Origin of the sequence: Ferrimonas sp. SCSIO 43195 (assembly GCF_023716685.1) — a bacterium.
In the GTDB taxonomy this organism is placed as follows: Bacteria; Pseudomonadota; Gammaproteobacteria; order Enterobacterales; family Shewanellaceae; genus Ferrimonas; species Ferrimonas kyonanensis.
Genome location: NZ_CP072679.1, coordinates 3,519,364 through 3,540,483 on the forward strand (window position 1 = coordinate 3,519,364; position 21,120 = coordinate 3,540,483).

Sequence of the window (21,120 nt, forward strand, 5' to 3'; positions counted from 1 at the left end):
CCGCTTCCATTCCGTTGTCTGTAGTAACCATGACTCCTTCAGCATACTCCGACCGGTTTATTCCTCCCTCGCCGAGATCAAAAAAAGTACCGAATATTCGATGCTAACTCCCCCTGTTCATGGGCCTGGATTCAGTAAGACTCCGCGCCCTAGTTACACCACTGGCTTTCACAGGGCACGCCGTCGCCGTCACCATCGGTGAGCTGGTTCGGACAATGATTCAGATAGAAAGTCGCCTCGGCGCAGGAGTTCATCTGCGAGCAATGCTGTTTGCCCTCGCAGCGGAAGGTATCGGTGGCCGCCTCTGGCGACGGCAACGATTGAGGCTGAGCCTCGGGCTCTGTGGGCGCTGACTGCTCTGACGGGGCAGGCGTTAATCGGGGGACAATGAACTTATCGGCGGTCCAGACGGCGCTGCCAACCGAGACCAGCGCCAACACCAGAAACGCCGGTGACCACAAGGCGAAACGGTGTCGTGACTCTGGCCGGAATCCGGGCTCCAGTTCGGCCTCGATGCGAATGGCCCGCGGCCCTTTCGGTCCGCCGGTTTCCAGATCAAACGTGAGCCTATCGCCAATTTGTGGCCGAATCCGCTGCTGACGAAACTCGCTGATGTGGGCGAATACCGCAGGCCCGCCTTTGTCCGGCTCGACAAAGCCATAGCCCTTGTTGTCGTTCCAGCGAACCAGTAGTCCTTGCTGTCGCACGATGCCTCCCGGTGTTGTCTTTTTACCTTTACCGGGCGCACTCACCGAATCCCGGCCTTTCTATCAGTGTACGCCATCGGTGCCACAGACCAACAGCCACACGAGTTCAATCAATGGAGAGTGAAGAGAGGTATCACCTCAGCACGAGGCTGAAACAGCAGCGGAGCAATGCATCAGGGGCCGATGGGCCCCTGTGACTGGTGGTTACTTAAACTCAAACTTACCCTGCATGATGGCCCAGTGGCCTGGGAAGGTGCACAGGAAGGTGTAGTCACCGCCTGCACTGAGCTTATCGGTCTTGAAGGTCAAGGTGGTGGTTTCACCGCCGCCAATCACCTTTGACGCCGCGTACACTCGCTCATCGCCGGGCTTAACGTAGTTGTTATCCAGTCCGGCCGCCATGCCGTCGGTGCCCACCGCCTGCACGTTGGCAGTATCGGTAATCACCACGTTGTGGCCCATGGCCTGAGCCGGTGACTTACCGGTGTGCTTCAGGTTAATGCTGACCTCTTCACAACTGGCAGGCACGCTGATGAGCTTGGTGGAAAACTGCATCATGTCATTGGCTTCCAGGGCTACCTCGCACTCTGACGCAGTGGCACCGAAACTCAGGCTCAGCATCAAACCGGCGGCAGCCAGAATTCGTGTTGTCATGGTATTTCTCCGTGTCGTTAATGGTCTGTATTGTTATGGCTAGATAATAGAGTTACGTTTCCGGCGCACTCTTGGATGAATTTGACCCACTTCATGGCAGGCCGTAATCACTACAGCCCGCCTTGGGTCAGCTTAGCCGGGTCGAGCAACCGGGTCAGCTCCGCCACACTCAGATCGGTGTGCTCGGCGGCCACGTCGATGATGGGGCGCCCTTGCTGGTAAGCCAGCTTGGCAATCTCGGCCGCTTTCAGGTAGCCAATAATGGGGTTTAAGGCGGTGACCAGTATCGGATTTCGGTCCAGTGCCTGTTTCAACCTGGCTTCATTGACACTGAAGCTGGCGATGGCCTTGTCCGCCAGCAGCCGACTGGCACTGGCCAGCAAAGCGATGCTGTCCAGAAGATTGGTGGCGATCATCGGCAGCATGACATTCAGTTCGAAGTTGCCGGATTGGCCCCCAAGGGTAATGGCGGCATCGTTGCCCACCACCTGGGCGGCCACCATGGCCGCGGCTTCCGGCACCACCGGGTTGACCTTACCCGGCATGATGGAGGACCCCGGCTGCAGCGCCTCCAGTTCAATCTCCCCCAACCCGGCCAAGGGTCCGGAATTCATCCACCGCAGATCATTGGCAATTTTCATCATCGAAACGGCGGTGGCCTTCAGTTGTCCCGATAGGGCCACGGCCACGTCCTGAGAGCCGATGAGGCTGAAGAAATTGGCAGCCGGCGTGAAGTTCATGCCGGTGTCCCGGTTCAGAGCCTGGCAAAACTGCTCGGCGAACTGTGGGTGGGCGTTGATGCCGGTGCCCACCGCCGTGCCACCTTGGGCCAACGTCTGCAGGGCTGGCAGCGCCTGTTGCAACCGGTCGATGTTCATCTCTATTTGGCTGGCCCAACTCAACAGGCTCTGGCTCATGCTCACCGGCATCGCATCCATCAAATGGGTGCGACCGGTTTTTATCTGCCCCTGAAGCTGGTCGGCTTTATCGAAGATGGTCTGGTGCAGATGTCGCAATGCCGGCAGCAACTCCCGGGTCAATTCCAGGGCGGCACTGATGTGAATAACCGAGGGAATAACGTCGTTGCTGCTCTGGCCACAGTTGATGTGATCGTTGGGGCTGACCGGCGCCCCATGAAGGATGGTCGCCAGAGTGGCGAGGACTTCGTTGGCGTTCATGTTGGAGCTGGTGCCGGAGCCAGTCTGATAGACGTCCACCGGGAAATGCTGCATCAGTCGCTCGTCAGCCAGCAACTGTTCGCAGGCCTGAACGATGGCACTCACCATTGGCGGTGGCACCTGCGCCAACTCGCCATTGGCTTTGGCGGCGGCAGCCTTGGCGGCGATCAGGGCTCTCACAAAGGCTTCTGGCATCCTTCTGCCACTGACTGGAAAGTTATTTACCGCTCGCTGAGTCTGTGCCCCGTAGAGGGCGTGCTCGGGCACTTCCAGCTCACCCATGCTGTCTTTTTCAATGCGGGTTGCCGCCATAATACTGTCCTTATTTATGCGCACGGTCATCTTGGTAATAGTAGATGCTGAGGGCAAAGCAACGTCCGGTCACTGCTCCAACTCGCAAATGATAACGATTCACATTCGCACAAAGCAATAGCCTGGGTAATTTTATTGCCGGTTCAGTAGCGCACCTCATCCGTCGCCCATTGCGCACGTGAGGGCCCAGTGGCTTTGATTGTCGACTAACCAACGAAAGACACTGGATACCCGCGTTCGCGGGCATGACGGAGGGGTGTTTAAGGTTGGTGAGAAGAACAACCCGCACCGAGCTCTGCCGACACCGCAATTACTGCCCGTTTACTGCCAACTCTCCCAACAACACCGTCGCCCTTGCGAACGCGAGGGCCCAGTGGCTTTGACTCTGGGTTTAACCAACAAAAGACGTATATGGACGCCCCTGCAACTGCAAGACTTTGATGAGGTCGGTTTGCGGACGTATATCCGGCGTCTGTTTTACCTTCTCGAGGTAGCGCCATAATGTGGTCCGAACCTGGCAGCCTACACGCTGGGACGACATTTACTGTCGGTCTTATTTCAGGCTCTTGCCAGGCCGGATTACCGTTTGTTCATCAAGGTTTGCAAACTCAGGTTACGCGGTACTCAATGCACCTCCCTGACTTCAGGGAGCTTAACTACTTGGTTACTGCAAACGCATGGGTCAGTTCAAACTTGTTGCCGCTGACCGTCATGCTCCAGGCTATTCGCGCCAACTTGTTCGCTAACGCCACTATCGCTTTGCGCTTACCTCGGCGCACTATTAGCTTGTTCAGCCATCGCCCCAGTCTGTCATTTCGGTTCGACACATGAGCAAATACCGCTCTCGCTCCGTGTATCAGCAACACCCTCAACTGCTTATTCCCGGCCTTAGTGATACTGCCTAACCGGGTCTTGCCTCCGGTACTCCGCTGCTTGGGAACCAGACCGCACCAAGCCGACAATTGCCGGCCATTAGAGAACTGAAGACCATCCCCCACTTCACTGACGAAAGCCGCCGCAACTATAGGACCGAATCCGGGGATGCCCTGCAGCAATTGATATCGAGGCTGCTGTTTACACAACTGATGAATATCCTGCTCTAGGGCTTTGATTTCCTCATCCAGAGCCCTGAGCTCACTCTGCATCCGTAGCAATAACCCCCGCATGACAACACTCAGGTCGTTATCACCGTCCTCTATCGTGTCAGGGAGCTCTTTCCTCAGCACCTTTATCCCAGTGCCGAAGTTCACACCATACTCCCCTGCTAAGCCGCGCATCTGACAAGCAAGGGCGGTTCGGTATTCAACCATCCTCTGCCGAACGCAGCGCAAAGCCTTTATGTCTTGCTGCTCGACGGTCTTTATGGGAACCGAGTGCAGCTTCGGCCGGAACGCCGCTTCGCAAATAGCTAACGCATCATTGGCATCATTCTTCTGCGCTGACACCATCGGCTTAACGTGTTGCGCGGGGATGAGCTTCACCTGATAGCCAGCCTGCTCAAGCCGCCTTCCCCAATAGTGGGAGCGAGCACAAGACTCCATCGCCACCAACGTTTTAGCAGGAAAGTTGCGCAGGGTATGAAGCAACTTCTCCCTTTTGACCTTGCGGTTCCATAGGATTGAACCATCCTCCTGCAGAACACATACCTGAAAAACACTCTTGGCTAAATCGATTCCAATGGCTTTAATAGACATGATGGACGCTCCTCTGGGAATTATGTTTCGCAACTTAATTCTGGCGCATTTGACGCCGTATCGTAGGGGGGCGTCCATCACATCACTGGATACCCGCGTTCGCGGGCATGACGGAGGGGGGGTTAAGGTTGGTGAGAAGAACAACCAGCACCGAACTCTGCCGACACCGCAATTACTGCTCGTTTACTACTCCCCCTCCCCATAAGCACCGTCGCCCTTGCGAACGCGAGGGCCCAGTGACTTTGACTCTCGATTTAAACAAAAGACGCTGGATACCCGCGTTCGCGGGCATGACGGAGGGGTGTTTAAGGTTGGTGAGAAGAACAACCAGCACCGAACTCTGCCGACACCGCAATTACTGCTCGTTTATTACTCCCCCTGCCCATTAGCACCGTCGCCCTTGCGAACGCGAGGGCCCAGTGGCTTTGATTTTGAGAAAGACACTGGATACCCGCGTTCGCGGGCATGACGGAGGGGTGTTTAAGGTTGGTGAGAAGAACAACCCGCACCGAGCTCTGCCGACACCGGAATAACTGCCCGTTTACTACTCCCCCTGCCCATTCGCACCGTCGCCCTTGCGAACGCGAGGGCCCAGTGGCTTTGATTTTGATCTTGGGGAAAGACACTGGATTCTCGCCTGCGCAAGAATGACAAAAGGCGCAGACGCTGGATACCCGCGTTCGCGGGCATGACGGAGGGATATTTAAAGTTGGTGAGGAGAACAACCAGCACAGAGCTCTGCCGACACCGCAATTACTGCTCGTTTACTACTCCCCCTACCCATTCGCACCGTCGCCCTTGCGAACGCGAGGGCCTAGTGGCTTTGCTTCTCGACTAACCAACAAAAGACACTGGATACCCGCGTTCGCGGGCATGACGGAGGGATATTTAAAGTTGGTGAGGAGAACAACCAGCACAGAGCTCTGCCGACACCGCAATTACTGCTCGTTTACTACTCCCCCTACCCATTCGCACCGTCGCCCTTGCGAACGCGAGGGCCCAGTGACTTTGATTTTGATCTTGGGGAAAGACGCTGGATTCTCGCCTGCGCAAGAATGACAAAAGGCACAGACACTGGCTACCCGCGTTCGCGGGCATGACGGAGGGGGGTTTAAGGTTGGTGAGAAGAACAACCAGCACCGAACTCTGCCGACACCGCAATTACTGCTCGTTTACTACTTCCCCTACCCATTCGCATCGTCGCCCTTGCGAACGCGAGGGCCCAGTGACTTTGACTCTGGATTTAAGCCAACGAAAGACACTGGCTACCCGCGTTCGCGGGCATGACGGAGGAAGGGTCGTCGCTCATTGCGAACGCAAGGCCCAACCCCCATCCGTCGCCCTTGCGCACGCGAGGGCCCAGTGACTTTGACTCTGGATTTAAGCCAACGAAAGACGCTGGCTACCCGCGTTCGCGGGCATGACGGAAGGTTTTTTAGATTGTTGAGTGTAATGACCCGCACCGATCTCTGCTGCAACGTCACAACTGCTCGTTTACTACTCCCCCTCCCCATAAGCACCGTCGCCCTTGCGAACGCGAGGGCCCAGTGACTTTGACTCTGAAGTTCGCCAACACCAAGACTCAGTCTCCGTCAACATAACTGCAACATGCTCATTCTGGTTGCATCAGGCCAGCTGCCGGTGCTCTGGCATTGCGCTAACGAGTGTTTCAATAAACGCAATTCACCCGTTCAAAAACCAAGATTCACTTACCGCAAATGGCTTACTGACGGGCCTGAGCAGCGCATTTCATTTTTGCCACATTGACTGGCCCGACCATTAGAAAGATCTAATAAAATCATTACCTTTGAGAAAGGAGCCGCATCGGAATCATTGTTGATCGCAATCAAAGTGACCCAGCCAAGTGTTACGATATTGTGAAATGACGAGCCACTTACCCACAGTGGACATGGATAAGAGGTCAACATGGAGAAGTCGATAACCAGCATCTGTTTTTTGCACTCGCCCGGGCTGAATTCACCTTTGCATCAGCTTTGCCAAACATTGGCGAGTGAGGTGGCCGAACTCAATGGCCATCATCAGGTCACCGAGTATGCCGAGCGCCATCCGTCGACCCTGTTTATGATCGCCGCCGATCGCATGCCCGCCATCAACGGTACCGTCGCCAGTTGGCTGGAGCCACTGCTACTGCATCAATTCGTTACCGTCTACGATGCCGTCGAAAGTCGCTGCAATCCGGTCACCCTGATTCACCACGGCGTGCGCGGCATCCTGTACCGCAGCGACAAGGTGGAACGGGCACTCACCGGTGTACAGACCATGCTCAGCGGCGGTTTATGGTTTAAACGCCAGCATATGGAGCAGGCCCTGTCACAACTCATTAAGGACAACCATAAGCTCCACATCAGCAATGGCGATGGCATCAGCAAACTGACCGAGCGGGAACTCGGTGTGGTTCGCCTGGTGGCCCTGGGGGCCAGCAACAAGGAGATTGCCCGCCAACTGTTCATCAGTGAGTGCACCGTAAAGGCCCACCTGGCATCGGTATTTCGTAAAACCGAAACCCACAGCCGCGCCGAGCTGGTCGGCAAGCTGAACTGAATCCCTCCTGTTTAATCCGCTGTAAAAAGGCTCCCGCCCGAAGGCGGGAGCCATCACAGGCATTCAGCGCAGATTAGAACTGGCTGACGGAGATGACGTTGCCTGTGCCTTGCTGGGTGAAGTCAGCGGTGTTGCCGTAGGAGGTCTGGCGGAACGTAATGACGTTGCCAGTGCCTTGCTGATCGGCCAACAGGGTGTTGCCGCCGGACTTCTGATCGCCGCTCAGCGTATTGCTGTTGCCTTGCTGGCTGACGTCGATGATGTTACCCACACCGTTGGAGTTGGTTTCCAGATCTACGACGTTGTACTCGCCATTCTGATCGATCTCCGCCCACAGGTTGGCGGCGGTGGACATCAGGGAGATGGCATTGAGGCTACCGTGTTGATTCATAGCCACATCGGTCCCCTGATCTTTACCGTTCAGATTCAGCATCGCGGTATTCTGCTGGCCATGTTGGGCAGCGCGAATCTTGGCATTGTCGACATCGGTAACCAGGGCGGTCAGTTGGTTCATCTGTCCCTGCTGATCGGTGGTCAGTTTCAGACTTTCGCCCTCACCAACAACCTGCAGATTGGCGACGTTGTACTGACCCTGCTGCTTGGCTTTGATGTTGCTGTCTTCGATGCCATTAACACCCAGTGCCAACTGGTTGCCTACGCCCTTCTGCTTCAGCAGCATTTCTGAGCGTACCGCATTGGTCACCATGGCACCCAGCGCATTACTTTCGCCTTTCTGGGCCACTTCGACCTTGGCGTTTTCGAAGTTAATGCCGATCAGTCCCAGGTTCGCTTGATTGTATTTCCCCTGCTGATCCGCCTTGATCTTGCTCTCTTTTACCATCATCACGTTGGCAGCAGCCATGTTGCTTTCACCCTGCTGACGAACAACCACTTTGGCACTGTCTGCCCAGCTGACGGTGGCCGAGATCATGTTGGCCTTGCCATATTGTTCGGTCTTCAGCTCGGTGTCTTTCACGGCAGTCACGGCGCTGCCCAGCACGTTACCATTGCCCTCTTGCCTCGCTTCAACCAACGAGGTGTCGGCCATGGTCACGAATGACTGCAGGCGGTTGTCTTTACCATGCTGAGACAGGTTTACCTTGGCATCCATTGGGCGGCCACTTCCCACCATCAGCAGTTGGGCCTGGTTGCGCTGACCGTCCTGGTCAAACTTAGCCATGCTGCTATCCACGAAGTTCAGTCGAGCACCGATGACGTTTTCGCGCCCATGCTGATCCGCCATCACGGTGTTATTGTCAGCGAACATGCCGGTGTAGGTGATGCTGTTTTCAGCGCCGTACTGCTTGATGGTGTAGTTGTTGTCATCACTGCGAACGGTGTACATCTCAACCCGATGACCAACTGGATTAGGGCCATCACCGGAGATCTGAGCAATGTCGGCCTTCTCACCGTCCCCCTGCAGCTCCATCTTCAGCAAGTGGCCGGCACCAGCAGCGCTATCCTGCACCAGTTTCATGTTGTAACCGTCGCCGTCGACAACGCCACGATCCAGGTTAAATTCGATGGCATTCTGATGGCCTTTCTGGTCCATCTTCAGGGTATGGTTGCCGCCGTCTTCGAAGTCGGCCTGGGTAATCACGTTGCCTTCACCATGTTGACGGTAATCCATCTGGTTGTTGGTGGATTTCACGTCGGCGGCGTTGATCTCGTTGAACTGGCCGTTTTGACGGAAGCGCGCGTCGTTGTCGCCCCAGGAGCGGTATTCGGCGCTGTTTTCCACGCCCTTCTGATCCACCTTGACGGTATCGGCGGCGTTGACACAGAAGCCCACACTGAGCAGGGCAATGGTGATTACTGACAGATTGAATCCACGTTTCATCGTACTCTCCTAATGTCATCTCAATAGTGATTCACGATCACCGTGCGGAAACTTCCGGTTTGGTTGAACTGCTGTTCCAGCGGCGTACCACCACCAGAAAAGTCGTTCACTATGATTTTGTTGAAGTTCCCGGTTTGGTTAATGCCGATGTCACTGTTGTCGGTAATCTGGGTATTGATGGCGAGATTGCCGCGTCCGGTCTGAGTCACCGACGACGCATTACCACTACCAATCTGAGTGACAATCGCTGTGTTGCCATTTCCATGTTGATTCAGGGTCGAGCGTTGTTGCCATCCTGTTTGCGTTAATACGACCACATTCCCAACGCCGCCGGCCTGCACGATCTCGGCCTGGTTGACGCTGCCCAGTTGATGAACCAGTGCATAGTTACGACTGTTTTGCTGTAATAAACCATCCACAGATGGTCGATTAATCAATGCTTGCAAAGGCAGAGACAGCTCCGTGGCACATAGCCATGAACTGGTCATCAAAAGTAAAACAAGCAGATATTTCATAACACCCTCAGACTTAGCAAGCCTCTATAGAGTAAGAACATTAAAATGGAAAAAACATAGTCCGTACGGCTGAATAAAAATAACCAAAAACAGATAAACCAATGAATTAAAACAAGGTAACAAAAACAATTAAATCCGGACTAGAACATTCAGACTAATAAGCTCTAATTGACTAATCCCATTTTATTTCAGCCATAAAAAAGGGCCGCTTTCGCAGCCCTGAGACACGCTCTCAAGATTTAACTTTCTGCCGCCCAATACCCCAGCAACACCCCCCGTTCGATCACCTCGATCACCGCCGCTTCCAGTGCCTGTTTGACGCACAGCTGCACCGGCTCGTTGGTGCTGTAGCCCGCCTCGGCCTCCGCCAGCCGGTTTAGACTGACGTAGCGGAAAAAGCCGGCCCGCAGTTCCTGAGAAAAGATGTATTTGGTGGCCGACACCGAAATCAAGATCTTACCGGTCACCACATCCACGGCGCGCAGGTACAGGGTCACCTGGTCTTTGCGGAACAACTCCGACGCACCGATGCCGTAGTACTCCATTCCGATGCCCCCGGTCTCCACGTCGGTGTCGTAGGACACGATGCCGCCCTCAAACAGCAGCCTTGCATCGGCCAGAGTGCCCATGGTATCGGCATTGCCATCCATTCTCTGGCGAATGATCTTGCGCTCGGTCAGCAGGTTCTGCAGCCCTTCACGCTCGACCGGATCAAACCAATGGGTGTCCAGCAACGTCTGAATCAGCATCGAGGTAGCCCCTTGAGTGACCGCGGTCGAAAATGAACTGACGTTGGCCTGAGGCTTGTACTGACCGGTCTGATCCCGGAACGCGTACACCGCCACCGGAATCCGGTACTGAGGCGTCGGCTGCTGCTGCAGACTCTGCATGGTGTCACTCACCGGATCGATTAGGGCGGGTTCAATAAACAGTTCTGGCTTGGAAAAGGCTGCACACCCGCCGAGCAGCAACAGGCCAAGCATCAATGACAGTTTTTTCATCAGTAACTCAGCCTCGGCAGAATGATTTCGGTTATTTCTCCGGTCGCGATATCGGTAATTTTCACCAGAATATTGTCCGGATCGGTATCCAGCACTTCGACGATATACTCGCCGGTATTATAGGTGCCGGCAGTAAATTCACCGTTGGAGATGTCACTGGTCAGGCTATATAACAAATTGCGTTCCAGTGCATCCTGGAATTGTTCAACAAAGCTGGCTTCTTTATACGCTTCTTTATGATCGTTCTGCGATTGTGCTTTATTTAACAGGAAAGACCCATTTAAGGGGTTACCACCAAAACTCGGATTAATTGGCGTGTACGTCAGCTGCGTCGCCCCCACCGGCCCGCTCACCAACAGCGCCATCATTGCCACTGCCCGTTTCATCGTCACTCCTTAGCCGTGTCACCAGCGTTGGTCCTGATGCCCCAGCATGATGTCTGCCTTGACCTGGGCCACATGATCAATGGTGATCAGCATGGCGTCGTCGGCGCGCTGCTTCATGTTGTTGTGGCGCCGCCCAAAGTAGGTTTCATACACCTTGGTTTGATTAATCAGTATCCACAGTCGAGTACCGGCCTGGGGATACACGGTTTCATAGACGGTGACCGTGAAGCCCTGGGTGCCGGGCAAATCACGCCAGTAGTTGCCGTAGTAATACAAAAAGTCCTTACCAAAGCGGGTAATGGTGCGGTCGATAAGCATGCCGTCCAGCTCAATGTCGGCCCCGGCAGATGCCACCGGCATCCCGCCCATCAGCGCCGCCAATGCCAGCAGTCCGATCAGCAACCATCGCCGCAGTGCATTGTTGCCGGCTTTCGCCATGTCGACGCTCCCGAATCCGTCCCAGTCAGTCCCGATGGTAAAGCGCACCAGAGCAGCGGGGTACTAGCCAAATGGCGGGTTTGAAGCGCCAGCGGACTAATCCCCGTCACATCGCTTGTATGGCAGCAGCACATTGGGTATTCTGCGCGGCTTTTCTTCGACGACGGACAGGCCATGACACACTCCAACATCGCAGGTTTTGATTTCGGCACCTCCAACTGCGCCATTGGCGTGATGGCCGGTGCGGCAGTTCAACTGGTGGAGCTGCCGGATCACGGTCGCTACATGAGTTCGACGCTGTTTGCTCCGCAGCGGGAGATGATGGCGGCCTGGCTGTTTAAACAATTACAGCAGCACCAACTGCACTCACCGTTCCAGCAAGCCCGTCGTGGCCAACTGCCCGCCAGCACCCGCGCCATGAACGAACTAAAGCTCGATGGCTATGGCGACTCACTGGAGTTTGGCGCCAGCGCCCTGAATCACTATCTGGAAGACCCCGCCGACTGTTATTACGTCAAATCACCGAAGAGTTTTCTCGGTGCCAGTGGCCTGTTACCGCCGCAACAACAGCAGTTTGAAGATGTGGTCGCCGCCATGATGTGGCACCTGCTGTGCCAGTTGGATCAGGCCGGTCAGGCCCGTCCCGACAAGGTGGTCATCGGTCGTCCCATTAACTTCCAGGGCCTGAACAGCGATGACAGCAATCGTCAGGCCCTGCAGATTCTGAACAACGCCGCCCGCTTTGTGGGCTTTAAGCAGGTGGAGTTTTTGTACGAACCCATGGCCGCCGGCCTGGCCTATCAGCAGCAGCTGACCGAAGAACAGAAGGTACTGGTGGTGGACATCGGCGGTGGCACCAGCGACATCTCTTTGGTCACCATGGGGCCGAATTACCTGCAGCAAAAAGACCATCAAGACCTGGTTCTCGGGTATGCCGGGGTCCGGGTGGGCGGCAACGACTTCGACATCGCCCTGAACTTCCAGAGCCTGATGCCTCATCTGGGCTCACGGCTGATGCAGCCCAGTGGCAAGCCGGTGCCGGTTAAGCCGTACTGGGACGCTGCCGCCATCAACGATCTGTCGTCACAGACCCGCTTCTACGACGCCGACACCCGCCGGCTACTGGACAGCCTGAGACGGGAACCCGAGCTGACCGAAGTGGGCCGGCTGTTGACTCTGGCCAACGAACGCCAGACCTACCAGTTGAGCGCCTACGCCGAGCGAGCGAAGATCGCCCTCAGTGACCAGCCCAATACCCAGGTGGATCTGAGCTTCCTGGAGGCGAGCCTGCAGGCTCAGGTCGATCAGCAGCAGTTTCAAGCCAGTGCCGAAAAAGCACTGGACACCATTGGTCGCCTCGCCGACGATGCCATCGCCCAGGCCGGCTGTCAGCCGGACGTCATCTTTATGACCGGCGGCACCTCCAACTCCCCCCTGGTACAGGAATTTTTCCGCCAACGTTATGGCCTGCCCCTGGTGGCCGGCGACAACTTTGGCAGTGTCACCACCGGCCTGACCCTGTGGGCTGACCACATCTACCGCTGATTCAAACCTGGCCTAACGTACCGTGGGCGCGCCGATTCCTTACCGGCGCGCTCATGCTTTGCCATTTCATCACTCCCTCCCGACGCGATTTTCCGCTACCCTGTGCCTTGTTGTTTGAAAAACAAAGGATTACACCATGATGATGCGGACTCTTTGCGGCGGATTGCTGCTGACGCAACTGCTGCAACCCGCCCTGGCTGCCGACATTGGCAAAGTGCCCGTGGTGGGTGGCCTCTATCACGCCAGCCACATCATCAAGGAGCAGATTCTCGACACCAGTACTCTGGTGGCCACCACCACCCGTGACCTGACCCTGTTTACCATCGGTGGCACCACCCTGGACACCTACATCCTGACCCTGCCACTGGACAGTGCCACCAAGGGCCGGGTCATCAGCCGCCTGGCCAACCCGATGTACGCCATTCAGCTGGGTCACTTCCTGTACATGTTCAAAGACCGCTACGGCGGCTACGACAGCAACGATGTGTTCAAGGCCTACCTGAAACAGCAATACTCAACCGACGAGCTCAAACGCTATGAGCATTCGCTGTTCAGCGTCGATGACCCGGTCGCCGACGCCGCAGAGCCGGAAGGGGAGCTGATCAACGATCGGCTGATTGCCACCCTGGTATCCCTGTACGACGCCCTGTTTAACAACGACGAATGGGTGCTGGGTCGTCATCTGCCCGCCGAGTACCGCTACCTGGACGACAGCGCCGCCGACCGGGCGCTGATTCAACGGGTGCAACCGCTGATCATCGGCCTGTTGACCGATTTCGAGGCCAACATGACCCCGGGAGAGTTTAAACACGCCGTCGCCGCCATCATCGCCGATGCGGCGCCGGAGCGGGCCGGCTCGGTCAACAACAAAGCCGAAGCCGTCACCATTACCCTCATCGACTTTGTCCGCTACAACGTGTTGAAAAACTACCGCCAGTTTGCTCTGGAGCAAAAACGCATCGATGCCTTCAGCGATTGGATGCAGCAGCAGATGGACGACGACCCAGACGCATTGCGCGCGTTTTTAGCCAGCCAGGATCAACGGGGCTTTGCGGTGCAGGTGGCGGTGGACGGCCTGCAGCAGGGACTGATGCGAGCGCTGGTGACACCAACCCCGACGCCCTTTATCACCCATGCCCTGGCCAACTACCGTCAGCACAAAACCTACCGCCCCCATAACGACAGCGTGGTAGAGCCGGAACACCGCCAGCAGCTGAATTACCTTACAGCCCGGGCCGAAGGCGTCGATACCGATCCCCATTACCTGCCGTTCTTTAAAACCCTGTACCGTACTCAACCGACGGCCATCACCGAGCACGGCACTTCGACCACCCCCACCATCAGTGTCCGCAACCTGCCGATCATCAAAACCGGCGCCACCGTCGCCGGGCCCGGGGGCACCGGCATTCCCAATTTCCACTTCGTGGATCGGGATAAGGACCGGGCCTACTACTTTTTCGGCAACGACGCCCTGCAACTGGAGAAGCTGTTTCAGGACCACGGCGCCAAGACCATGTTCGATCGCCTGCCCCACCTCAAAACCATGAACTGCAATGCCCAGTATGACTGGAACGCCCAGATCAGCTATGACGCGCTGGTGAACCTGGGGCTGGGAGAGGCCATTCGCGACTTTGGCGAACGCCGCTGCGCCGGAGAGCTGGCAAGGCGCGCTCAGGCAGAACCCAAGATTCGCGCTGAGCGCCGTGCCTTAATCGAGGAGATTGAGCGTTACCAGCAGCAGAGCTGGTGGGCGCCACTGAGCAAACTCAGCCGCAAACAGTTGCTCAAAGAGCGACTGGGCAAGCTGGCGGCACTGTCGGAACAGGGGATGCCCGATTATCTGCTGATGTACCTGCCCTGGCCGGATCATTTCGCCCATTTCAAAGGTCCCTTCAGCGATGAGATCATCGCGCCCACCGGCGAACTGAATCGACTCGACTACTGGCTTGGCCGCTACACCGAGCTGTATCAGCAGGCCGGCATCTACGATCAGACCCTGTGGGGCATGGCCGGCGATCACGGCCTGGCGCCCATCTACTACGCCCTCAACCCGGAAGTCGAGGTGCTGCAGGCACTGGAAACCGAATTGGGCTATCCCCTGTCGGTGCGCAAGATCTCCTCCGACGAAGGGGAGGGCCCCAAGATCACCAACGCCCATCACTACCCCAGTAACCGTGAGCTGGATGTGGTGATCGCCTCCACCGCCGGCGGCAACTTTATGCTGGATCTGTTCAACGCTCGCAGTGGCTGGCAGACCCAGCCGCTGTACCATGAGCTGACCCACTGGACTCCACTGCAAGCTCCCGAGGGCAGCCGAGTCGATCTGATTGACGCCACCGCCCGCCGCCTGCACGACTCGCTGGATTATCTGGCCGTCAGGGAAACCCCTTGCAGCCCCGACCGCTGCACCCTGCGGTTGGTGGGCTATCGCGACGGCGTCCGTCAGGATGAGATCATTCAGCGCCACGGCAATCGACTGTTCTACCGCCGCGCCGACAACCACGGCCAGCCAAAACTGCTGGATGTGGACCGCAGCAATCCCTATCTGGCGCCCCTGTCCGAGCGTCAGAGTGCGGAAAAACGAGCGCTGCTTCGTCGCTGCCTGACCGAGGCGACCCTGACTCAGCCCGACAGCTGGTGCACCGACACCCAGTGGCGCACCCTGACTCAGTTTGGCCCACGGCCCGATTCGGTCAACCAGCTGGCCCACCTGTATGACGAAGACCGCGCCGGCACCATCAACCTGTTCCCGAAAGAGGGCGTGGGTTACAACACCCTGGTACCCGGCCGCCATGCCGGTGAGCACTACCTGGAAAAGGACGCCTTCTTGGGGTTCTGGGGCACCCCGATCACCAGCCGTACGCCGCTGCCGGCCGCCGTCAATGGTTCACTGGCACCAACCTTATATCAGTATTTGACCGGCGAGCCGGTGGTGGCTGGCGAACAGGGCTGGGGCTTCCCCTCGCTGTGGCCGCAGTTGCAACACTAACCGCAACGGCCTGGTGACTCGCTGTCACCAGGCCAGTCACCACTCTAAAAGGATGGATTTTTAGCCATTTAGACTTTGAACCCGAATCAGATCACTGTTTTTTAAACTTTAGGATGCGAATTCCGGGCCACAAACCGGTTTTTTTGCTAGAATCACCGCCCAATAAATTTTCATAAGTTAGTACAGCGGACCCGGTCCCTGTCTTTTGAGGTTCATTGGATCATGAGTAACAAGTTCGTCATCACCTGGGACAACATGCAGATGTATTCCCGCCAACTGGCCGAGCGCCTTCTGCCTGCGGATCAGTGGAAAGGGATCATCGCCGTAAGCCGTGGCGGCCTTGTACCATCAGCGATTCTGGCCCGCGAGCTCGGCATTCGCTACGTCGATACCGTCTGCATCTCCAGCTACGATCACAACCACCAGCGCGACCTGACCGTGGTCAAGCAAGCCCCGGGCGACGGCGAAGGCTTCATCGTTATCGACGACCTGGTCGACACCGGCGGCACCGCCGAGATGATTCGCGAGCTGTATCCTAAAGCCCACTTTGTTACCGTTTGCGCCAAACCTGCAGGCAAACACCTGGTGGACGATTATGTGGTCGATATTCCTCAGGACACCTGGATTGAGCAGCCCTGGGACATGGCCGTCACCTTTGTCGACCCTCTGGTCAAAGGCTAACGTGCCCGCGCAGAGGCGTCCGTCTCTGCGCACCTTCTCTCCACACTGCTTTCCCTCTCCCCGTCAGACACTTGAGCTGGCCAGGTCTCATTATGCAGTCGCCCCATCCAAGATGCCGATGAATTCAATCTAAATATTCTATTTATATTCACTGGTGAAGCGTTTTTGCAGTAACTACCTTTGAGTAACAGCCCTTTTCTCAGGCTCGCACCCCAGTCTCTGTAACGAGGAAGTGCCCATGTCGCTTAAAGGATCCAAGACCGAGCAAAACCTGAAAGACGCCTTTGCCGGTGAATCACAAGCCAACCGACGTTACCTCTATTTCGCCTCCAAAGCCGACATCGAAGGCTATAACGATGTGGCGGCGGTGTTCCGTTCCACAGCAGAAGGAGAAACCGGCCACGCCCATGGCCACCTGGAGTACCTGGAAGAGGTGGGCGATCCTGCCACCGGCCTACCTATCGGCGCCACTGAGCACAACCTCAAGGCCGCCATTGCCGGCGAGACCCATGAGTACACCGATATGTACCCGGGCATGGCTAAGACCGCCCGCGACGAGGGCTTTGACGAAGTAGCCGACTGGTTTGAAACGCTGGCCAAGGCCGAGCGCAGCCACGCCAACCGCTTTCAAAAAGCCCTGGATAACCTGGATGGCTGAGCCATCCTCGACGTCAAGTTTCGCTAACCCGAGCTAAGGAGGCCATCGATGGCCCACAGGGAAGGCAGTCTGGACGCTCCCACTCGTCATCCGCTGGACTGGAAATCAGCCAGCTTCTACGACCGGCAATCGCTGGACCACGAGTTGGAGCGGGTGTTTGATATCTGCCATGGCTGCCGCCGCTGCGTCAGCTTGTGTCAGGCCTTCCCTACCCTGTTCAGCCTGGTGGACGACTCCGACACCATGGAGGTGGATGGCGTCCGCAAAGCCGATTACGCCCAGGTGGTCAATCAGTGCTACCTGTGCGATTTGTGTTACCTGACCAAGTGTCCCTATGTGCCGCCCCACGACTGGAACGTGGACTTTCCCCACCTGATGCTGCGGGCCAAGGCGGTTCAGTTTCAAGAGTCGCCGCCGCCATTGCGGGATAGGCTGATGACCAGCACCACCGCCGTCGGCAGGCTGGCAACGCTGCCACTGGTGGACGTTACCGTCAACGCCCTCAATCGTTCCAGCGGCTTTCGCAAAGGCCTGGAGGCGACTCTGGGTATCGACCGTCGAGCCACCCTCCCCCAATACCATCGCCACACCATTCGTCAACGTACCCGACCGCTGGCCCAGGAAATCACCCCGGTGGCAGCGGGAGAGACCAGCGGTAAAGTGGCGCTGTTTGCCACCTGCTACGGCAACGCCAATCGACCGGATCTCGGCGAAGATTTCTTTAAGGTGTTTCAGCACAACGGCATCCACATCGAGCTGGTACCCGGCAATCACTGCTGCGGCATGCCCAAGCTGGAGCTGGGGGATCTGGCCAGTGTCGAGGCGTTAAAACAGCACAGCATTCCCATACTGGCGGATCTGGTTCGCCAGGGATTCGATGTGATCGCGCCGGTGCCCTCCTGTGTGCTGATGTTCAAACAGGAGTTGCCGCTGATGTACCCGGACGACCCCGACGTGACGGCGGTGCAGCGGGCGTTCTTCGATCCATTTGAGTACCTGCATCAGCGCCACAAGGCCGGGCTGATGAACACCGAGTTTGCCAATGAACTGGGTGACGTCAGCTACCACGTCGCCTGCCACCTGAGGGTGCAGAAGATCGGTCTCAAGACCCGCGACATCCTGCAGTTGATCCCCGGCACCCGCATCGACGCCATCGAGCGCTGCTCCGGCCATGACGGCACCTACGCCCTCAAGGTTGAAAGCTACGACCACGCGGTCAAAATCGCCCGGCCGGTAGTACGAAAGCTGGCACAGCAGGCCGCCCCCCATCTTGCCAGTGATTGCCCCATGGCCAGCGCCCACCTGGCCTCCCTGCAGGAGGGCGACGCTAAACCCAGTCACCCGATGACCCTGCTCAGACACGCCTATGGGTTGTAATTGTCGGAGTCCGCTATGAGTAAACTGACCCGGGACCAGCTGTGGTCTCTGGAAACCTACGCAGAAAAACGGCCGTTGTTCCGGCGCCAGATCATGGAGCACAAACGGCTGCGGCAGTTGCAGTTAGGCGAGCACATTCGTCTCAGCTTCGAGGACGCCCTGACCATTCGCTACCAGATTCAGGAGATGCTGCGCATCGAGGGAATATTTGAACGGGCCGGCATTCAGGAGGAGCTGGATGCCTACAATCCGCTGATCCCCGATGGCACCAACCTCAAAGCCACCATGCTGATTGAGTACACCAATGTCGATGAGCGCAAACTGCGACTCGCACAGTTAGCGGGCATCGAGCATACCCTGTGGCTTCAAGTGGGAGACGGCCAGCGAATCATGGCCATCGCCGACGAGGACATGGCCCGCAGCGAGGCCGATAAGACCTCCAGCGTTCACTTTCTTCGATTTGAGTTTCCGCCCGAGGCGATCATCGACATCAAGCAAGGTGCATCGCTGCACTGCGGCATCGATCACCCCCTGGCCGGCGTCGCCAAGATCACCGCTCCCCCCGAGGTGCGAAACGCCCTGGCCCGAGATCTGGAGATGCATTACGCCAGCTAACCATCCCGGGCCACCAGCCACTGGCACTGGATCATCGTCACCAGATGCTCGGGATTCAGCCTAACCGGCCGCTCGCTGAGTCCGCGCAGCGGCAGGCGCAGCGTTTGCAGGCTGGCCAACTCCGCTGCCGTCAGCCGTCGGTACTCCACCCCAGTCGGCGTCGGCCAGATGGCCCAGCAGGCCATCGCGCCTCGCTCAACCTGCAACTCCTCATCACTGCCCTCGACCAGGCGCCTGCCGCCAAGCCACAGCGATTCGATGGCATAGGACGAGGCCACCAGCGTCAGTGCAGGATTCAATCGCCACGGCGCCAGGGTCGAGCCGTCGCCGCCCAGCCACTGCTGACACCGAGACGGGTTCAGCGGTGGCCAGTCGTAGGCATAATAAGCGCCGTGCCAGCCGCACTCCCACTGCAGCAGCGCCGGCAGGAAAGGGTAATCGGCAAACAGCGCTGCCCCCTGAGGCTGCCCCCTTAACCAGGGCAGCAGCTGCGCCCCCACCCGCTCCAGGCTTTGATCCGCGTCCAGCGATGCCGCACAGTTGCGGCAGATCGCCAGCATCAATGCCTCTCCCAACACATAGCGGCACACCGGAAAAGTACTCAGCAAAGCCTGCACCAGGGCTCCGGCACGATTCTGGCGATAGACCTCCAGCGCCTCATCCAGGCTGATGCCGTCCGCCAATGGCTGAAACCCGGCCGGCCCCTGAACGCGGTGGTACTGCAGCGGATCCCTGACCCAGTTCATATCGCCTCCTGCTGCTGCATCAACGTCTCCGCTCGCCGAGCCTCTTCAAGCAGCACCTCCAGCGGCGGAATGTCGTTGTCCCACTCGATGATGGTTGGCCTTGGGCCCATGGCGGCGAGCACCTGGGCGTACAATTGCCACACCGGCTCGCTGACCCGGCTGCCATGGGTGTCCACCAGCAGATGACGGCGTTGCTGATAACCGGCGAGGTGACAATAGGCCACGGCGCCCAGGGGGAACCGACGCAACAGCGCCATTGGCGACTGCCCCAGGTTATGCGCCGTCACATACAGGTTGTTGATGTCCAGCAGCACCCCGGCGCCCGTTCGCCGGTGCAACTCGTCGAGCAACTCGCCTTCATCGAGGCAGTCGTCGGCATAGGCCAGATAGCGGGAAATATTCTCGATGATAAAGGGCAGGCCGGTGACGTCCTGAATCCGATGGATGGCCGCCACCAACGGTGGCAACATCTCCGGACGGTAGCGGATGGGTAGCAAGTCATGCACCCGCCCCCCGGGCAGTTGGCTAACGCTGAGGTGATCGGACACCGCAATGGCCCCCAACTCCGAGGCCATGCGACCCAGGCGGCGCAGGTAATCGTCATCGGCGCCGCCAGAGCCCGGAGACAACCCCACGCAATGCAGCACCACGGGATAGCGCCGCGCCACCTGTTGCAGCAGCTGGTAATGGGGGCCGCGAAGCGCCAGGTAGTTGTCTGCCATCACCTCAACAAAAGGCAGCGGCTCCCGCCGCTGCAAAACCTGCTGCAGGTGTTGTTCCCGCAGACTGATGCTGACGCTGTCAGGCTCGATCCCGGGCAACCGCCCAGAGATCATGACTTCTTCATCCCCTTGGCGGGTTTCACCTTGGCCACTTTACCGCCAATCTTCTTGCAGGTGCCTTGGGGAACGTACACCCACTCCTGGGCACTGTTGTCGGTTTTGGCCTGACCGGCACAGCCGTGGCTGCCATCGAGGGCGCCGCAATCATTCATGCCCTTTTTGGCCACTCCGGCACACTTCTCCCACGCCTCGGGCTGATCCGGCACGGCCTGGGCTTGATTGGCGGCCACAAGGAAACCCACCGACATCAAGCCGGCGAGCGTTGCATTGAGGGTTTTGCGCTTATCCATTGCCTGTCTCCAGTTAAACACAGAGGGTTCAACTAGAAGATAGGTGTTTGACCGAGTCTGTTACTCAATTGCTGATAACAATATGGTCCA

At 57.5% G+C, this 21,120-nt stretch carries 19 protein-coding genes; 7 read left to right on the plus strand and 12 right to left on the minus strand.

The window, feature by feature from the left end; all coding sequences use genetic code 11:
* Nucleotides 1-149 precede the first annotated feature (149 nt).
* From J8Z22_RS16320 to J8Z22_RS16335, 4 genes are all read right to left on the minus strand, one after another.
* The gene (locus J8Z22_RS16320) at nt 150-707 is read right to left on the minus strand and encodes a cold shock domain-containing protein (protein ID WP_252007099.1); all 558 of its coding nucleotides are present in this window, start codon (nt 705-707) and stop codon (nt 150-152) included.
* A gap of 204 nt (nt 708-911) precedes the next feature.
* Nucleotides 912-1,361 (minus strand): azurin, encoded by a 450-nt coding sequence (gene azu, locus J8Z22_RS16325; RefSeq protein WP_252007100.1) that lies wholly within the window; start codon nt 1,359-1,361, stop codon nt 912-914.
* A gap of 110 nt (nt 1,362-1,471) precedes the next feature.
* Nucleotides 1,472-2,851, minus strand: coding sequence for a lyase family protein (locus tag J8Z22_RS16330; protein WP_252007101.1), 1,380 nt, complete (start codon nt 2,849-2,851; stop codon nt 1,472-1,474).
* A gap of 656 nt (nt 2,852-3,507) precedes the next feature.
* Nucleotides 3,508-4,545: an IS110 family transposase gene (locus J8Z22_RS16335; protein WP_252007102.1), complete on the minus strand. Its 1,038-nt coding sequence runs from the start codon at nt 4,543-4,545 to the stop codon at nt 3,508-3,510.
* A 1,926-nt stretch (nt 4,546-6,471) separates the two neighbouring features.
* Here J8Z22_RS16335 and J8Z22_RS16340 point away from each other — a divergent pair.
* Nucleotides 6,472-7,107, plus strand: coding sequence for a response regulator transcription factor (locus J8Z22_RS16340; RefSeq protein ID WP_051252902.1), 636 nt, complete (start codon nt 6,472-6,474; stop codon nt 7,105-7,107).
* A 73-nt stretch (nt 7,108-7,180) separates the two neighbouring features.
* On the opposite strand, the gene J8Z22_RS16345 is transcribed toward J8Z22_RS16340, so the two are convergent.
* The 5 genes from J8Z22_RS16345 to J8Z22_RS16365 form a co-directional block, all read right to left on the minus strand.
* Nucleotides 7,181-8,947 (minus strand): hypothetical protein, encoded by a 1,767-nt coding sequence (locus J8Z22_RS16345; protein ID WP_252007103.1) that lies wholly within the window; start codon nt 8,945-8,947, stop codon nt 7,181-7,183.
* A 20-nt stretch (nt 8,948-8,967) separates the two neighbouring features.
* Entirely contained in the window at nt 8,968-9,462 is a 495-nt protein-coding gene (locus J8Z22_RS16350; protein WP_084144553.1) for a hypothetical protein, read from the minus strand.
* A gap of 239 nt (nt 9,463-9,701) precedes the next feature.
* Nucleotides 9,702-10,463, minus strand: a complete 762-nt coding sequence (locus J8Z22_RS16355) for a CsgG/HfaB family protein (RefSeq protein ID WP_028114569.1) — start codon at nt 10,461-10,463, stop codon at nt 9,702-9,704.
* A complete protein-coding gene (locus tag J8Z22_RS16360; protein ID WP_051252904.1) occupies nt 10,463-10,849 on the minus strand; it encodes a curli assembly protein CsgF in 387 nt (128 codons plus the stop codon). Before J8Z22_RS16360 ends, J8Z22_RS16355 begins: the two co-directional genes overlap by 1 nt.
* Before the next feature lie 18 nt (nt 10,850-10,867).
* Nucleotides 10,868-11,218 (minus strand): curli production assembly/transport protein CsgE, encoded by a 351-nt coding sequence (locus tag J8Z22_RS16365; protein WP_156897129.1) that lies wholly within the window; start codon nt 11,216-11,218, stop codon nt 10,868-10,870.
* A gap of 243 nt (nt 11,219-11,461) precedes the next feature.
* On the opposite strand from J8Z22_RS16365, the gene yegD reads away from it, so the two are divergent.
* From yegD to J8Z22_RS16395, 6 genes are all read left to right on the plus strand, one after another.
* On the plus strand, nt 11,462-12,832 hold the full coding sequence (gene yegD, locus J8Z22_RS16370; RefSeq protein ID WP_252007104.1) for a molecular chaperone: 1,371 nt from the start codon (nt 11,462-11,464) through the stop codon (nt 12,830-12,832).
* Between the two features lie 136 nt (nt 12,833-12,968).
* Nucleotides 12,969-15,821 (plus strand): alkaline phosphatase family protein, encoded by a 2,853-nt coding sequence (locus J8Z22_RS16375; protein WP_252007105.1) that lies wholly within the window; start codon nt 12,969-12,971, stop codon nt 15,819-15,821.
* 222 nt (nt 15,822-16,043) lie between these two features.
* Complete coding sequence (gene gpt / locus J8Z22_RS16380; protein WP_028114574.1) at nt 16,044-16,502, plus strand: xanthine phosphoribosyltransferase; 459 nt, start codon at nt 16,044-16,046, stop codon at nt 16,500-16,502.
* A gap of 238 nt (nt 16,503-16,740) precedes the next feature.
* Nucleotides 16,741-17,160: a rubrerythrin family protein gene (locus tag J8Z22_RS16385; protein WP_028114575.1), complete on the plus strand. Its 420-nt coding sequence runs from the start codon at nt 16,741-16,743 to the stop codon at nt 17,158-17,160.
* A gap of 48 nt (nt 17,161-17,208) precedes the next feature.
* Entirely contained in the window at nt 17,209-18,537 is a 1,329-nt protein-coding gene (locus tag J8Z22_RS16390) for a heterodisulfide reductase-related iron-sulfur binding cluster (RefSeq protein ID WP_252007106.1), read from the plus strand.
* Nucleotides 18,538-18,552: 15 nt separating this feature from the next.
* A complete protein-coding gene (locus tag J8Z22_RS16395; RefSeq protein ID WP_028114577.1) occupies nt 18,553-19,152 on the plus strand; it encodes a DUF3501 family protein in 600 nt (199 codons plus the stop codon).
* On the opposite strand, the gene J8Z22_RS16400 is transcribed toward J8Z22_RS16395, so the two are convergent.
* Genes J8Z22_RS16400 through J8Z22_RS16410 form a run of 3 tightly spaced genes read right to left on the minus strand, consistent with a single transcriptional unit; the run spans nt 19,149 to nt 20,988 of the window.
* A complete protein-coding gene (locus tag J8Z22_RS16400) occupies nt 19,149-19,898 on the minus strand; it encodes a putative DNA-binding domain-containing protein (RefSeq protein WP_252007107.1) in 750 nt (249 codons plus the stop codon). The genes J8Z22_RS16395 and J8Z22_RS16400 overlap by 4 nt on opposite strands.
* Nucleotides 19,895-20,734, minus strand: coding sequence for a DUF692 domain-containing protein (locus tag J8Z22_RS16405; protein ID WP_252007108.1), 840 nt, complete (start codon nt 20,732-20,734; stop codon nt 19,895-19,897). The genes J8Z22_RS16400 and J8Z22_RS16405 overlap by 4 nt, the downstream gene beginning before the upstream one ends.
* Nucleotides 20,731-20,988: a DUF2282 domain-containing protein gene (locus J8Z22_RS16410; protein ID WP_371878138.1), complete on the minus strand. Its 258-nt coding sequence runs from the start codon at nt 20,986-20,988 to the stop codon at nt 20,731-20,733. Before J8Z22_RS16410 ends, J8Z22_RS16405 begins: the two co-directional genes overlap by 4 nt.
* Nucleotides 20,989-21,120: the final 132 nt, after the last annotated feature.